The sequence below is a fragment of the Chitinophaga sp. NPDC101104 genome, from assembly GCF_050277495.1.
Classification (GTDB): Bacteria; Bacteroidota; Bacteroidia; order Chitinophagales; family Chitinophagaceae; genus Chitinophaga.
Genome location: NZ_JBNNSF010000001.1, coordinates 3515985 through 3529368, shown reverse-complemented (window position 1 = coordinate 3529368; position 13384 = coordinate 3515985). Strand labels below are relative to the sequence as shown.

Sequence of the window (13384 nt, the reverse complement as noted above, 5' to 3'; positions counted from 1 at the left end):
ACGCGATATCAGGGCTTTATAGACGATTTTTTTTCATCCCCGCGATTTGCCGGATTGTACCTGCCGGATGCCGGTATGTACAGTTTTGGCCTTTTGAATGGAACGCCGGGATTATTTTGGTGGGGTCATGAGGCTCATTTCAATCAATCAAAGACCAACCAACGAAAGAATCAACCAAATCTCCAACCATTCATTTTCCAAACAGTAGTGTTTATGAAACATGTCTATTTGCTATCTCTTGCCTGTATGTTGAGCGCAGGGGCTTTTGCCCAGCAGGTTATCAGGGGAACGGTGCGCGATTCGCTCACCAGGGCGCCGATCCCCGGCGCCACGATCAAGGTGGTGAACGGTACGGGCGGGGTAACCGCCAATGAAAAAGGGGAATTCGAATTGCGGGTGCCCGCCAATGCGAAGCTTCAGATCTCCTCCATCGGCTTCGAGCCTGTCATGCTGACGGCCGCGGCCATCGTCCGCCCGATTATGCTCGTCACTTCGGCGATGGAGCTTAAATCGACCGTGGTAGTGGGTTACGGTACACAACAGCGCCGCAACGTGACAACGAGTATTTCCTCCATCGGCGCCAAAGACCTGCAGCCGCAGAACAACATCGTGTCTGACGTGGGTAAAGCCCTGCAGGGCCGCATCCCCGGCGTTACCGTGGTGTCTTCGTCCGGCACTCCCGGCGGCGCGCCCACCATCCAGATCCGCGGCGTACAATCTGCCAGCGCGAATTCGGCGGCCCCGCTCATCGTGATCGACGGGCTCGTGGTAGAAGGCGGCGCCGTGGCGCTGAACAGCCTCAATCCGCAAGACGTGGAAACCATCGACGTGCTGAAAGACGCCGCTTCCGCAGCGATCTACGGCGCCCGCGGCTCCACCGGCGTCATCATCATCACCACTAAAAAAGGCCGGATGGGCGCCAAGCCGTCTTTCTCCGTAAATGCATACACCGGCTTCAATAATGTGCCCACCACGCGGAGGATGCTCACTACCGACGAGTACAAATCCGCCTTCTCCGACTCCCGTAACAACCGCATCGCCGATATCGACAGAATACTGGCCAATCCCGTAGGCCTCACGCCCGCGCAGATCTCACGGCTCGGATCGGAAAAGACGCGCCTCGGCAGCGAGGTGTCTGGCCTCAATATGGCCGACCGCAGCATAGACTGGATCGACCGGATCAAGAACAAAACTGCCCCCGTTACCAATATCCAGGCCAGCATGAACGGCGGCGGGGAAAAGAACAGTTATTACATGTCGATCGCCCGCTATTCCGAACAGGCAGCCATGGGCACCGGTCAGTACGAAAGATACACTGGTAAGATCGACGTTACCCAGCAGGTAGGCAACTGGCTGAAACTGGGCGGCAACATCAATCTGTCGCAGGGCGTCAACAAAAACAACAGCTACCCCATCGTAAGCGCGTTCAACGCCCGGCCCGATACGCCGGAAGAGCCTGTGCGCCGGCCAGACGGCAGCCTCGGCTACTACGTTGGCCAGCAACAGCACCCGCTGGGTGAAATGCTCGAAAACGATAACAAACGCAAACAGCAAACCTGGTTCGGCAACGTCTTCGCAGAAGTGAAACTGCACAGAACCCTGCAATTCCGTTCCCAGCTCGCTGCCAACAAATACAACATCAACAGCAACGATTTCCAGTCGCCCCTCGGTTACCTCGGCTACAACAACAAAGGAAGCCTGAAAGTGACGGGATCGGATAATTTCAATTACAACGTCGACAACTACCTCACTTACAATAACCGTTGGAACGACCTGGGCCTCACCGCCACAGCGGGCCAGACGTTCTACAGCATGGAGTCCAGCAACTTCGGGTACGAACTGAACGGGTTCCCGCGGGTGCCGGGCATTACCGGCGGACAGGCAGCCGCTTCTTACGGCAGTGTGTTCGGCATCGGTTCGCTGAATGGTAACGGGAAGGAAACTTCCGAAGCGTATTTCGCGCGGTTGGGTTTCGACTATAAAGACCGTTACCTGCTGGGGGCGAGCCTCCGGACAGACGGTTCCTCCAAGCTCGCCAGGAACAACCGCTACAGCTGGTTCCCGGCCGTGTCTGCCGGTTGGGACATCTCCCGCGAGCAGTTCATGCTCAGCCAAAAAGTCGTGAATCACCTGAAACTCCGTTCCAGCTACGGTCTTAGCGGGAATATCCGTCCCCTGGCGCAAAACGGCGCCGAAGATCTCATGCAGGGTACCACCTATATCGGCGACGCGGCCCTCAAGATCCGCGACCTCGTAGGTAACCCCAATGTGCGCTGGGAACAGACCAAACAGTTCGACGCCGGTATCGATGCGGCTTTGTTCAACAACCGCGTGAACCTGACGGTCGATTACTATAACAAAACTACCGACAAGCTGATGAGCAACCGCAACATCCCCTGGGAGTTCGGTGCCACCAACATTCCCTACAACGTGGGCAGCGTGCGCAACCAGGGTTTCGATATGGAGCTGTCTGTGGCCAGTGCCACGGGTTCCGCCATCAGCTGGCGCGTGGCAACGAATATGAACCTCAACCGCAACAGGGTGCTTTCGCTGGCCGATACCATGGCGCAGTTCGGTACGTTCATTTTCGGCGGGCCGCAATCTACCGTGAAAGTAGGCGAATCCGTAGGCTCCGTGCTGGTGTACCGCTCGCTGGGCGTAGACCCTGCAACGGGAGACATGATCTATGACGACCTGAACAAAGACGGGATGATCAATGCGAAAGATTACGTGAACATTCCCATCGCACTGCCGAAATTCACCGGCGGTACCACGCTTTCGGCCGGGTACAAGGGTGTGACGGTGGAAGCATTGTTCTACTACGTGGTAGGATCGAAAATATATGACTTTTATGAACAGACCCTCCGCAATTACGACCTCGACTGGTTCGGCGTGATGCCCAATAAATTCGATATCGTGAACAGCCGCTGGCGCAAGCCCGGCGACGTGACGGACGTTCCGCGGGCAGTAGCCGGCCAGCACGGGCAGGGCAATGTGACCAACTGGAACTCGATGGCGTCTACCCAGTTCATCTACAACGCTTCGTACGTGCGGCTGCGCAACCTGACGGTAGGGTATGAGCTCCCGAAATCGCTCCTGCAGCGCGCGCACCTTACGCGGGCCAAGGTGTATGCTTCCGCGCAGAACCTGTTTACCATTACCAAATACATCGGCTTCGATCCGGAAGCGGCCAGCAATTCGGGGATCGTGTCTTCCAACGTTCCCAACCCCAGGTCCATGGTACTGGGCGTCGATCTCTCATTCTAAAAAATTACCGGTATGAAACATTCGCTCTACCTCTCCATATCAGCTATCATCGGGCTTTCCGCCTGCAGCAACCAGCTCGACGTGCGGCCCGATCACCTCGCTTCGCCGTCCATGATCAACAGCAACAACCTCGCACTGGTGGTTAATGGCGCCAAGCTGGGGCTTACCAACAACGCATTCAACCTGTATTACAGTCTTACCGAAATCATGGGCGACGACGTGCAAACGCTCGCCTATGCAGGCTATGAATCCTGCAACGTCCCCGTTGCCGAGAACGCCCTTCAGTTCGCTTACCGCTATCCTTACCAATGCGTCGGCAATGCCAATGCGGCGATCCATTACTGGGAAGCGCACAAAGACGAAAGCGCGCTGCGCCCCATCGCCGGGGAAGCTTACCTGTTGCGGGGGTATGCCTATTCCCTGCTCAACGAGCAATTCGGGCAAGTGGCATTGATGAAAGGCGGGGAAGACCCGCTGACCTTCCCGCTCCGCGAATCCGAAGACAAAGTGAAAGCATTCGTGGAAGCGGACCTCCGACAGGCGGTGGAACTGCTGCCCGATTTTACGTCGGGTGTCACGAAGGCGAGCAAACAGGCCGCACAGCTGCTGCTGGCGCGCCATTGCCTCAACAACGGGAAGTATAAAGACGCCGTGGATATGGCCGAAGCGGTGATCAACTCCGGGAAATTCTCCCTGGCAGACAAGGTGGATTCCGCCATGTTCCTGTACAATACTTCTTCCAGGGAAATGATCTACGCCATCGGCGAGGCTTCCAATAGCGGCAGCAAGATGCTGGGCCTGAATTCCGTTTTCGGGGCCGGTGGATTTGCGCCCTGGGGCGGCGAACAGCTCGCCGGTAACGGCAATACCTGGATCGATGAAGCGCTGATCAATACCTACGAAGACACGGACGTCCGCAAGAAATGGTACTTCAAGCGCAAGGGGCTCACGTTCGACCTCGAAGTGAACTACCTCAACAAATTCCCCATGGAAGCCACGCCCTCCTACCCCGTGTGCCGCCTGGCGGAAGCATACCTTATCGCCGCGGAAGGTAAAGCCCGGCAAGGAAACGTGGATGTTACTCACTTCAATACACTGCGCGGAAAACGCAAAGCCAGCCTGCGCACCACCGGCGATTTCGCCAGCGCGCAGGCCTTTCTCGACATGATCGAAAGCGAGCGCCGGCGCGAATTCACAGGGGAGCGCCTGCGCTGGAGCGATATGCGCCGGTTCGGGAAAGCCCTCCCCTGGCTTTCCAGCCTGCAGCAGCCCGGCGGCCACGTGCTCCTGCCGCTGCCGGAACGCTTGCTGGTGCTCAATCCCAACATCAAACAGAATTCAGACTATTAAGCATAATTAAAAACACAGGAATGAAGAAAGCAATGTTGAAACCTGCTTTATTGGCGCTGTTGATGACTCCGGCGGCGCTCATGGCCCAGAAAGCCAACTTACCAAAGCAAATTACGGTGAAAGGCACGGTGAAGTTCCCCACACCCGAAGGACAACCCAAAATGATCTATCTCAGCCGCGAAACCTTCCAGGGCAGCAAATCGCCCATCGTAGACTCGGTGGAACTGGGAAAAGATCTCACCTACTCCTTCCGCGTAAAACAAGACCACCCGGGCATTTATAAAATCAACGTGATGAACTGGGAATATATCACCTTCTGGAGCGACGCCGACGTGAAGATCTCCTCCCGCGGCTACGACACCGCTAAGATGAAGATCAAGATCCCGCACTTTACTTTCGTGGAAGGCTCGCACGACAATAACTTCGTGAACCAGATGGAACTGAACAGCACCCTGGGCTACCTCCGCATGGTGGACGATTATAACCAGCAGTATTTCGCGAAAGAACATAAAACCAAAACCGGCGATTCCGCCTGGGCGAATTACTGGGTCGGCCGCCGGCGGTATAACGAGCCCCGCGACGATCAGGACCAGCGCGACGAACTGATGAAGCGCATTTACAAAGACCGTCCGGTATATATGTACGCCCTCCGTGGCGCCGGAAGTCCGCACGATACCACGCAGTACGCCGCCACGCTCCGGCAGCTCGATCACCTCATGCAGTTGTACCCCTGGCTGAGCGAGGCGAAAAACCTCAAAAACACCATCATCAAGAACCGTGCGCAGATGATGAAACTGCAGCCCGGCCAGCCCGCGCCTTCCATCTCCTACCCCGATCATCTCGGCCAGTTACAGGGCCTGGAGAAATACAAAGGCAAATATCTCCTCGTCGATTTCTGGGCCAGCTGGTGCGGCCCCTGCCGCCAGGCCATCCCGAAAGTGAAGGAGCTCTATACTGCCTACAAGGCCCAGGGGCTGGAAGTTGTCAGCATTTCCATCGATACCGATAAAAATGCATGGAAGAAAGCTATGGCAGACGAAAACATGCCCTGGGAACAACTCCTGAGCGACAATAAGGACAAAACCATGGAAACCTACCAGTTCTCCGGTATCCCCACGCTTTACCTCATCGACCGGGAAGGCAAGATCGTGACCAAATTCACGGGCTACAGCCCCGAAGCGGAAACCCAGATCAAATCCGTTATCGAGAAAGGTCTGAGCGCGCAACCTGAAGGGGAGAAAAAGGTAATCAAGGCCATGGGTATGACATCCATGTAATAAAATCCAATCATGCAGAAAACAATCTTATCGGCCCTCGCATTGGCCGCAGGGCTTTCCGCTTCCGCCCAGCAGCGTTATACGCTGGATGTGTACATGGAAGGACAGGATGGTTATAAACTGACGCTGAGCTATGTACAGCACGGCGCCCGCAAATCGGATACGGCCATTTTGCAGCCGGATGGTGCTTTACGCTTCTCCGGTGAGATCGCGGAGCCGGTAGTGGCAGTGCTTTTCAACAGCAACCCTGCAAGCAAGTTCGAAATGTCGAAAGGCGGGATGTTCATTCCCGGCCCGGTAGCGGAATTGGTGTTGGAAGAAGGGCGCATCGTGCTGCGCGGCAAATCCGAAAAATCGTATATGGCACTGCCCAAAGGCGGCAAGCTGAATACCGAATTCGCGAAATTCCACGCACAGGAGCTCCCGCTAATCGACAAGCGCTGGCAACTGACGAAAGACGGTGCCGTCGCTTCCAAAAGCGGCGATACGGCGAAAGCCTCCTCCATGCGGAAAGAAGCAATGGCGCAGGATGGCAAGAAGACAGAACTGCGGATGGCTTACATCGCCAAAAATCCCGGCTCTTTCCTGAGTGTGTATTTCCTCACCCAGCTGTTCGACGATTATACGCCGGAAGCGTTTGCACAGACATTCGCAAAGCTGGCTCCCACCTGGAAGCAGACCTTCTACGGCAAATGGGTAGCCAACAAGATCGAAAGCATCCAGGCTACGGCGATGGGTAAGATCGCCCCGGATTTCACGAAAAAGGATATCCAGGGCAATGATTTCTCCCTGTCGTCCCTGAAAGGGAAATACGTGCTGGTGGATTTCTGGGGAAGCTGGTGCGGCCCCTGCCGCGCAGGCCACCCGCATCTGCGCAAGCTCTACGAACATTACAAAGGGAAAGGCTTCGAAATCCTGGCCGTTGCAGACGAAAAGTCGGCCGACCTGGCTGCTTCGGAAAAATCCTGGAAGAACGCCGTGAAAGCGGACGGTATCGACTGGCTGCACGTCATGAACAACTATGGAAAGGAATCGCTGGACCTCGTTCAGAAATACGGCATCAGCGGCTTCCCGACCAAATTCCTCCTCGACCCCACCGGCAAGATCATCTTCAAGCAATTGGGCGGCGGTAAGGAAAGCGAAGATGAGCTCGACGCTAAGTTGAAAGAAGTTTTAGGTGAATAGATTGGTAAATTGATATATGCAAACCTGAGAATGGAACGCCTTCGGGCGTTCCTTTTTTTTACATGAGCCCCAGCTGCACGGCGAGCTTGATCATGGCAGCTACATTGGGCGTACCGAATTTCTGCAGGAGGTTTTTGCGGTGCGTTTCTATGGTGAGCGGACTGAGGTGCAGGAACGATGCGATGTCGGCAGTGGTTTTACCGTCGGCGATGAGGAGGAGGATTTCCTTTTCGCGGCGGGTGAGCTGCGGTGTTTCGCGGAGCGCCGATGCGGAAGGCTTTGCCATGATCTCGCGGATCGCTTTGCTGAAAGTGAGCAATCCTTCGTGCGCTTCGTGGATGCAGCGCACCAGCTCGTCGGCCGCCACGTTTTTCAGCAGGTAGCCTGATGCGCCCTGCTGGAGCATCTGCAGGATCATGCTGCGCTCGGAATGATTGCTGAGCGCCAGCACGCGCGTGGCGGGAGAAAGGGTTTTGACATCGCGGCAAAGGTCGAGCCCGCTGGCGTCTGGCAGGCCGATGTCGAGCAAAAGGATGTCGGCATAAGAGGTGCGGAGAAAATCCAGGCATTCGGCGGCGCTGCTGAAACATCCGGCGATTTCCACGCCGGGGGTGTTATCCAGTAACTTCTGTAATCCTTCCAGGATGAGCGGATGGTCGTCTACAATGGCAATTTGAATCGTATTTCCGGACATGGTTTACCGGGGCGGATGCTCCCCGTCCCCAAAAATATCGATTATTCGCGTCCGGCGATGATAATTACCCGCATCTACCGGAAAACCAGTAGGAAATTTCACCGGGAATGGGGTATTGAACCCGGTGGCGGACGGGTTTACTTTTGTGGCGTGCAGCATTTTGTTATCTAAACAACTACTATATGAAATCACTGAAAATGTTCCTGTTGCCATTGTTAGCCCTTTCCATCGGTATGGCCGCCTGCGGCGGGAAAGACGACGATCCGGGACCGGGCCGTTCTGCGAAGAAAGTGCAGTACAAAGCCTCCGGCAGCACCGGGGTCGTGATCATGAACGCCGTTTACGGGTACGATCAGTCGATTACCACGGCTTCGAGCATCAACAAGAATACCTGGGAAAGCCCCGTGCTCGACGTTCCCGCCAGCGCATTGGGCGGTACCTGCGTAATCGGAGCCGTTGGCCCCAACGCCAATTCCAGCCTCAAAGTCGAAATGTTCGTGAACGGAAATCTCGTAAAAACGGGAACATCCACGGGTACCGCGCTTTCCGCCGGTACGCAGATTGTTTTTTAATCCGGAACGCACATACGTTCCGCCTCTCAGCCGGTCGCCAGTTGGCCGGCTGTTCATTTTACCTTTGACGCGGGGCCAGGAAAACCGTAATTTCAGGATCAAACTCCTGTATCGTATGAATAACGGTCCTATGCTTATCCGCCCCCTGGCGCACGACGCTGCCACGCTTGCCGCTCTCGCCGGCCTGTTGATCGAAACCGTGGCGCATGGCGGCTCCGTAAGCTTCATGCATCCCCTTTCCGGGCAAGAAGCACGCGCTTTCTGGCAAGGCTCACTGGCAGCGGCGGAACAAGGCGGGCGTATTATCCTCGGGGCTTTTACGGATGGCGCTTTGGCGGGCACCGTAACACTGCTGCTCGATCTGCCGCCCAATCAGCCCCACCGCGCCGAAATCGCCAAAATGATGACGGCCGTGGCCCATCGCGGGAAAGGCGTTGCCAGCGCGCTGCTGGCCGAAGCGGAAAACCTCGCGCGCCTTCACGGGCGCAGCCTCATTACCCTGGATACCGCAGAAGACGAAGGTGCGGCCGGGTTCTACGAAAAGCAGGGATATATCCGGACGGGCGTCATTCCCGGCTTCGCGCTGAAACCGCATGGCGGCCTCACGGGTACGATCATTTACTATAAGCAAATCTGAACGAACAATGCGTTTCCCTTATCTGTCGCTGCGGCACACGCTGCTTATATTACGTATATTCATTGCCGTTATTTTCATCGCGCATGCCGTTGTGCGCGTGGCGGGCGGGACCGTCCCCCGGTTCGGCGGGTTCCTCGAATCGAAAGGGTTCCCGGCCGGCGAAGCGCTGGTATGGATGATCACGGTTTTCGAGATCGCCGGCGGGATATTGCTCGCCGCAGGCAAATTCGTGCGTTGGCTGAGTGCGGGATTCGTGCTGATGCTGCTCATCGGGATCGTCATCATCCATGCGGAACTGGGTTGGTTCGTAGGGGAACACGGCTCCGGCGGATGCGAATACAGCTTCATGCTCATCGTGGCGCTGCTGGTTACGGCAGCGGCCGATAGCCAGCGCGTGGCTTAACGCTGCGGCGTAAGCGTTTCCGCAAGCCCGCCCCTTTCATGGACTTCGAGTTTTACCGGACGGCCGTCTGCATCGCGGGTGAACGTGAAGGTGAGGTCTGCCTCTTTCATAAAAAACACATCGGCAGATTGCGGGTATAAATTGATGGTGTTTTTCGGCGTTTGCATGATCAGCATGTTGTTCCCTGCTGTGAAAACCAACGTCGTTTGCGGGCCCTTGAATGTGCCGGTGCTGCTTTCCAGCTGTTTGGCCGTCAATTCCACGACCTTCCTTCCGTTATCGTAAGGCGCCGGTCCATGGTCGAAACTGAGGACGCGCGTCATTTTCCATCCCCCTTTTTTCATCCAGACATGCGTGAATTGTGCCAGTCCGTCGCGGCGCGTTTGCCCGTTTTTCACGATACTGAAGTAATGGCTGCCCTGGATGATGGCGCCATATACCGTATCCGCCTGCCGCAACGTGTACACTTTTACGGACCCCGGCACGGCTTCGCGCAGGAGGCGGTAATCGCCCTTTGGGCTGCAGGGCCCTTCCCCGAAACTCTTCACCATCTTATCCACCCCAAACGTGAGGCCGCCTTTGTCGTGGTAAAATTCGAGGTCTGAACTGAAGAAAGTCTTCATGGCCGCGAGATCGCAACTATTATAAGCTTTCCAGAAGAGACTGTCTTTTTCAAGGATGAGGCCGGATATCACGGCGTCTGACTGTGCGCTGACGCGGGTGAAAATCAACAGGATACCGAAGCAGATGCAAATTTTTTTCATGGCGGAAGTGTAAAAAAAAGATGATGTTATAATATTACACCAAACAACCGGAACATTTATTTGTTACTGTAGATTCATGCGGGGAAATTTTGGCATGATAATAATAACCTTTGACATCAGACATGTAACCCATGGAACAACCATTGCATATGAAAAACACCGAACGTTTCAGCGGAAGGGCTGAACATTACATTAAATACCGGCCACATTATCCGCATGCCATCATCACCTGCCTGGAGCAGGAAGCATGTCTTACGAAAGGCTCCATGGTAGCCGATATCGGCGCAGGAACGGGGATTTCCTGCATGCCGTTCCTCGAAAACGGGAATACGGTATTTGCCGTAGAGCCCAATTCCGACATGCGGGACGCCTCCGAGCGGCTGCTCCGTGGGTTTCCGGGGTTTCATGCGGTGGCGGGGACCGCGGAGAAAACCACCCTGCCCGACGCTTCCGCCGACCTGATCGTGGCCGCCCAGGCATTTCACTGGTTCCACGGCAGCGCAGCGCGCAGCGAATTCCTGCGGATCGGCAAGCCCGGCGCCTGTACGGTGCTCATGTGGAACGAGCGCGATCTGCAAGACGAACTGGGAAAAGCCTACGAAGCCCTCCTCCAGAAATACGCGGTCGATTACCGCGAGACCAACCACCGGAACGTAGGCCCCGCCCAGCTGTCGGCCTTCTTCTCCCCCGCCGTGTACCGCGCCCACGTTTTCCGCAACGCGCAACAGCTCGATCTGCAGGGCCTCAAGGGCCGGCTGCTCTCCGCATCCTACGCGCCGCAGCCCGGCCACGCGCTTTATGCGCCCATGATGAGCGAGCTGGAAGAGTTGTTTGCACGATACGCACACAACGGCATGGTGAAATTCATGTACACCACGCGCCTTTACATCGGTAAACTGGAATAACGCTACTTCACCTTTTTGTACTGCTCCTGTTGCCAGCCGCGGAACAGGAATCCTTCTTTATTGAAAATGATATCCACCGGCGCTTTGTCCATCCAGTAGAAAACCGTCTCCGACGCAGGTTTCAACGTTTCCTTGCCCCGGCCGGCCTGTAATTGCAGGGCGTTTTCCGCCGGTGTGATCACGACCGTATCCCGCCCGTTGCGGACGTACACGCCCGCATATTTCGCCAGCGTGGCGGGCGCCACGGGCACGGGTTTGAATTCGTGGCGGCGCTGTGCCAGCAGCCAGGTCCAGAGGCTATCGCTGTTGTAGGCTTCCGTCCAGCTATCGTGCCCCGCATCCGGGTACACCGTGAATTTCACACCGGGCTGGTATGGCTTCAAAGCGTTGATCATATCGGCGCTTTGACTGGGGAGCACCACATTATCTTTCCCGCCATGGAAACACCAGGTGGGCACGTACCGCATCTTCCAGGCGTCTTCCGGCCGGCCGCCGCCGCAAATGGGCACAATGGCCGCCAGGTCGCCGGCGAAGCGGGAGGCGTATTCCCAGGTGCCGAAACCGCCCATGCTGAGGCCTGTCATGTATACCCGGTCCGCATCTACCCGGTAACGGGTTTTGAGGTCGAGGATCAGCCGCTGGAGGATGCCCGCGTCCCAGCCGCCGAAATCGGATTGGGGAGAAACGATGATCATCGGGAACTTCTTCCCCGCTTCCACGAGCTTCGGCGGCCCGTGCACTTTTACTTTATCGAGATCGATACCGCTTTCGCCGGACCCGTGCAGAAAGATCAGCAATGGCCATTTACGGGTGGAATCCGCGTTGTACCCATCCGGGAGCGAAAGCAGGTAACGCACGTCCAGCGAGAATTTGGCGGGTGATTGCTGTGCTGCGGCGGAAAGGCCGATCAGCAGCAAGAGGGGAACAAATAGATGCTTCATGACAGGAATGTACGCAAACTCCCCAAGGTTTCCTATCCGCCGCTACCGTTTTTTCAGCTCGATAACCGGGCCCATGGCCCGAATATTGCGATGCTACGGTAAACGCCCGCATATGGACCAGATCAGGGAATTCTTCCAGGCATACGAACAGCGCTTTAACGACGGCGTGCAGGGCCGAAACGGCGACCCCAAAGCCATGGCGGAGGCGTTCGCGGATTATTTCGTGGAGTCGTCCGCCCGTGGGGTGATGGGCGGCAAAAACGACGAATCTTTCCTGAAAGCCGTTCCGGAAGGCAACGCGTTCTACCGGAAGATCGGCACCAAAAGGATGCGCGTTGCGGGGCTGGAAGTGACCCGCATCAATGAACAGCATTTCCTGGTGAAAGTGCATTGGGATTCCGCTTACGATAAGGACGGGCAAACGATTGAGATCGAATTCGATGTGTGGTACCTGCTCACGTCGGCGTCGGGTGCGCTTAAAATATTTGCATATATAACCGGCGATGAACAGCAAGTGCTGCGCGAACATGGACTGATCCCTGAAAATTAATCCCTACATTTGCGCTATGCGAAACAACCTTGTCAGCATGGGCGACGCCCTGCGGGAGTATCTCAACAAAAGCAAGCTCAAGCCGCGCCTCATGGAAGTGCGTATCCAGGAAAACTGGGAGCAGGTGGTCGGTAAAACGATCGCGAGATATACCGAAAGCGTGCACCTGTACGATGGCAAGCTGGTGATCGTGACGAGCGTAGCGCCCCTCAAGCAGGAGCTGAATTATTCCAAAGACCGGATCGCCGGGCTGGTGAATGAAATGCTGGGGGAAAAGGTGGTGACGGAAGTGATCATCCGTTAACGGCCGGCGAGCTTTACTTCGTCGGATACGACGTTGACGATGCGGGTAATATCGTCCATCGTGAGCCGGGTACGCAGGTGCAGCATCATCATTTCTCCGTCTTCCTGCACCAATACCACTAAATTATCGATCCTGTCTTCTTTTTTGCCGTTGCTGAGCAAATGGATGTTGGCGTTCTCGTGGCGGACTTCCGCCAGCAATTCGAATTTATTTTGCTGTTCCAGCTCATGCCGCAGGCCCATCACCGTTTCGGCGGAGAACACGCCGTAATCCATTTCGAGCGCGTAGAACCTGGCCCTTCTTACTTTTTTCAATGCCCATTTGATGTCTTTCATCTTGCCGTCGAAAGCCCGGTCGGGGATGAACCAGCTCACCACGCGGAATGTGAGGAAGCCCAGCCCTATCTTTTGGGTGGATGCCACATCGTAATGCTGCACCATAAAGTGGCGGAGGGTTTTGCGCTGTGCGCTGGCGGTGGTGGCAAACAGGATGCAGGTAATGGCGATAATTAGGGTGCGGATCATGGAGGATATTT

The 13384-nt window shown here is 56.0% G+C and carries 14 protein-coding genes; 10 read left to right on the top strand and 4 right to left on the bottom strand.

Annotated elements, in window-relative coordinates; genetic code table 11:
- Positions 1–213: 213 nt before the first annotated feature.
- From ACQKLP_RS14145 to ACQKLP_RS14130, 4 genes are read left to right on the top strand one after another with little or no spacing between them, the layout of a single operon-like run.
- Positions 214–3267 (top strand): SusC/RagA family TonB-linked outer membrane protein, encoded by a 3054-nt coding sequence (locus tag ACQKLP_RS14145; protein WP_427323391.1) that lies wholly within the window; start codon positions 214–216, stop codon positions 3265–3267.
- Between the two features lie 12 nt (positions 3268–3279).
- Positions 3280–4617 (top strand): RagB/SusD family nutrient uptake outer membrane protein, encoded by a 1338-nt coding sequence (locus ACQKLP_RS14140; protein WP_427323390.1) that lies wholly within the window; start codon positions 3280–3282, stop codon positions 4615–4617.
- A gap of 20 nt (positions 4618–4637) precedes the next feature.
- Positions 4638–5894: a TlpA family protein disulfide reductase gene (locus tag ACQKLP_RS14135; RefSeq protein ID WP_427323389.1), complete on the top strand. Its 1257-nt coding sequence runs from the start codon at positions 4638–4640 to the stop codon at positions 5892–5894.
- 12 nt (positions 5895–5906) lie between these two features.
- Positions 5907–7079 (top strand): TlpA family protein disulfide reductase, encoded by a 1173-nt coding sequence (locus tag ACQKLP_RS14130; protein ID WP_427323388.1) that lies wholly within the window; start codon positions 5907–5909, stop codon positions 7077–7079.
- 58 nt (positions 7080–7137) lie between these two features.
- Here the strand turns inward: ACQKLP_RS14130 and ACQKLP_RS14125 are convergent, their stop codons facing one another.
- A complete protein-coding gene (locus ACQKLP_RS14125; protein WP_427323387.1) occupies positions 7138–7773 on the bottom strand; it encodes a response regulator in 636 nt (211 codons plus the stop codon).
- A 182-nt stretch (positions 7774–7955) separates the two neighbouring features.
- On the opposite strand from ACQKLP_RS14125, the gene ACQKLP_RS14120 reads away from it, so the two are divergent.
- The 3 genes from ACQKLP_RS14120 to ACQKLP_RS14110 all read left to right on the top strand — a co-directional run bounded on the left by ACQKLP_RS14120 (position 7956) and on the right by ACQKLP_RS14110 (position 9385).
- Entirely contained in the window at positions 7956–8345 is a 390-nt protein-coding gene (locus ACQKLP_RS14120; protein WP_341839660.1) for a hypothetical protein, read from the top strand.
- 115 nt (positions 8346–8460) lie between these two features.
- Complete coding sequence (locus ACQKLP_RS14115; RefSeq protein ID WP_427323386.1) at positions 8461–8982, top strand: GNAT family N-acetyltransferase; 522 nt, start codon at positions 8461–8463, stop codon at positions 8980–8982.
- 7 nt (positions 8983–8989) lie between these two features.
- Positions 8990–9385 (top strand): DoxX family protein, encoded by a 396-nt coding sequence (locus ACQKLP_RS14110; RefSeq protein WP_427323385.1) that lies wholly within the window; start codon positions 8990–8992, stop codon positions 9383–9385.
- Here the strand turns inward: ACQKLP_RS14110 and ACQKLP_RS14105 are convergent.
- Entirely contained in the window at positions 9382–10149 is a 768-nt protein-coding gene (locus ACQKLP_RS14105) for a nuclear transport factor 2 family protein (RefSeq protein ID WP_427323384.1), read from the bottom strand. The genes ACQKLP_RS14110 and ACQKLP_RS14105 overlap by 4 nt on opposite strands.
- Positions 10150–10298: 149 nt before the next feature.
- Between ACQKLP_RS14105 and ACQKLP_RS14100 the strand changes: the two genes are divergently transcribed.
- Positions 10299–11054: a class I SAM-dependent methyltransferase gene (locus ACQKLP_RS14100; protein WP_427323383.1), complete on the top strand. Its 756-nt coding sequence runs from the start codon at positions 10299–10301 to the stop codon at positions 11052–11054.
- 2 nt (positions 11055–11056) lie between these two features.
- Here the strand turns inward: ACQKLP_RS14100 and ACQKLP_RS14095 are convergent, their stop codons facing one another.
- Positions 11057–11995, bottom strand: a complete 939-nt coding sequence (locus ACQKLP_RS14095) for a dienelactone hydrolase family protein (protein ID WP_427323382.1) — start codon at positions 11993–11995, stop codon at positions 11057–11059.
- A 112-nt stretch (positions 11996–12107) separates the two neighbouring features.
- Between ACQKLP_RS14095 and ACQKLP_RS14090 the strand changes: the two genes are divergently transcribed.
- Together ACQKLP_RS14090 and ACQKLP_RS14085 are read left to right on the top strand one after the other, a co-directional pair.
- Positions 12108–12545, top strand: a complete 438-nt coding sequence (locus tag ACQKLP_RS14090) for a hypothetical protein (RefSeq protein ID WP_427323381.1) — start codon at positions 12108–12110, stop codon at positions 12543–12545.
- Positions 12546–12561: 16 nt separating this feature from the next.
- Positions 12562–12849 (top strand): DUF721 domain-containing protein, encoded by a 288-nt coding sequence (locus tag ACQKLP_RS14085; RefSeq protein ID WP_126243680.1) that lies wholly within the window; start codon positions 12562–12564, stop codon positions 12847–12849.
- Here ACQKLP_RS14085 and ACQKLP_RS14080 read toward each other — a convergent pair.
- On the bottom strand, positions 12846–13373 hold the full coding sequence (locus ACQKLP_RS14080) for a DUF4252 domain-containing protein (protein WP_427323380.1): 528 nt from the start codon (positions 13371–13373) through the stop codon (positions 12846–12848). The two genes, ACQKLP_RS14085 and ACQKLP_RS14080, sit on opposite strands and share 4 nt — an antisense overlap.
- Positions 13374–13384 lie beyond the last annotated feature (11 nt).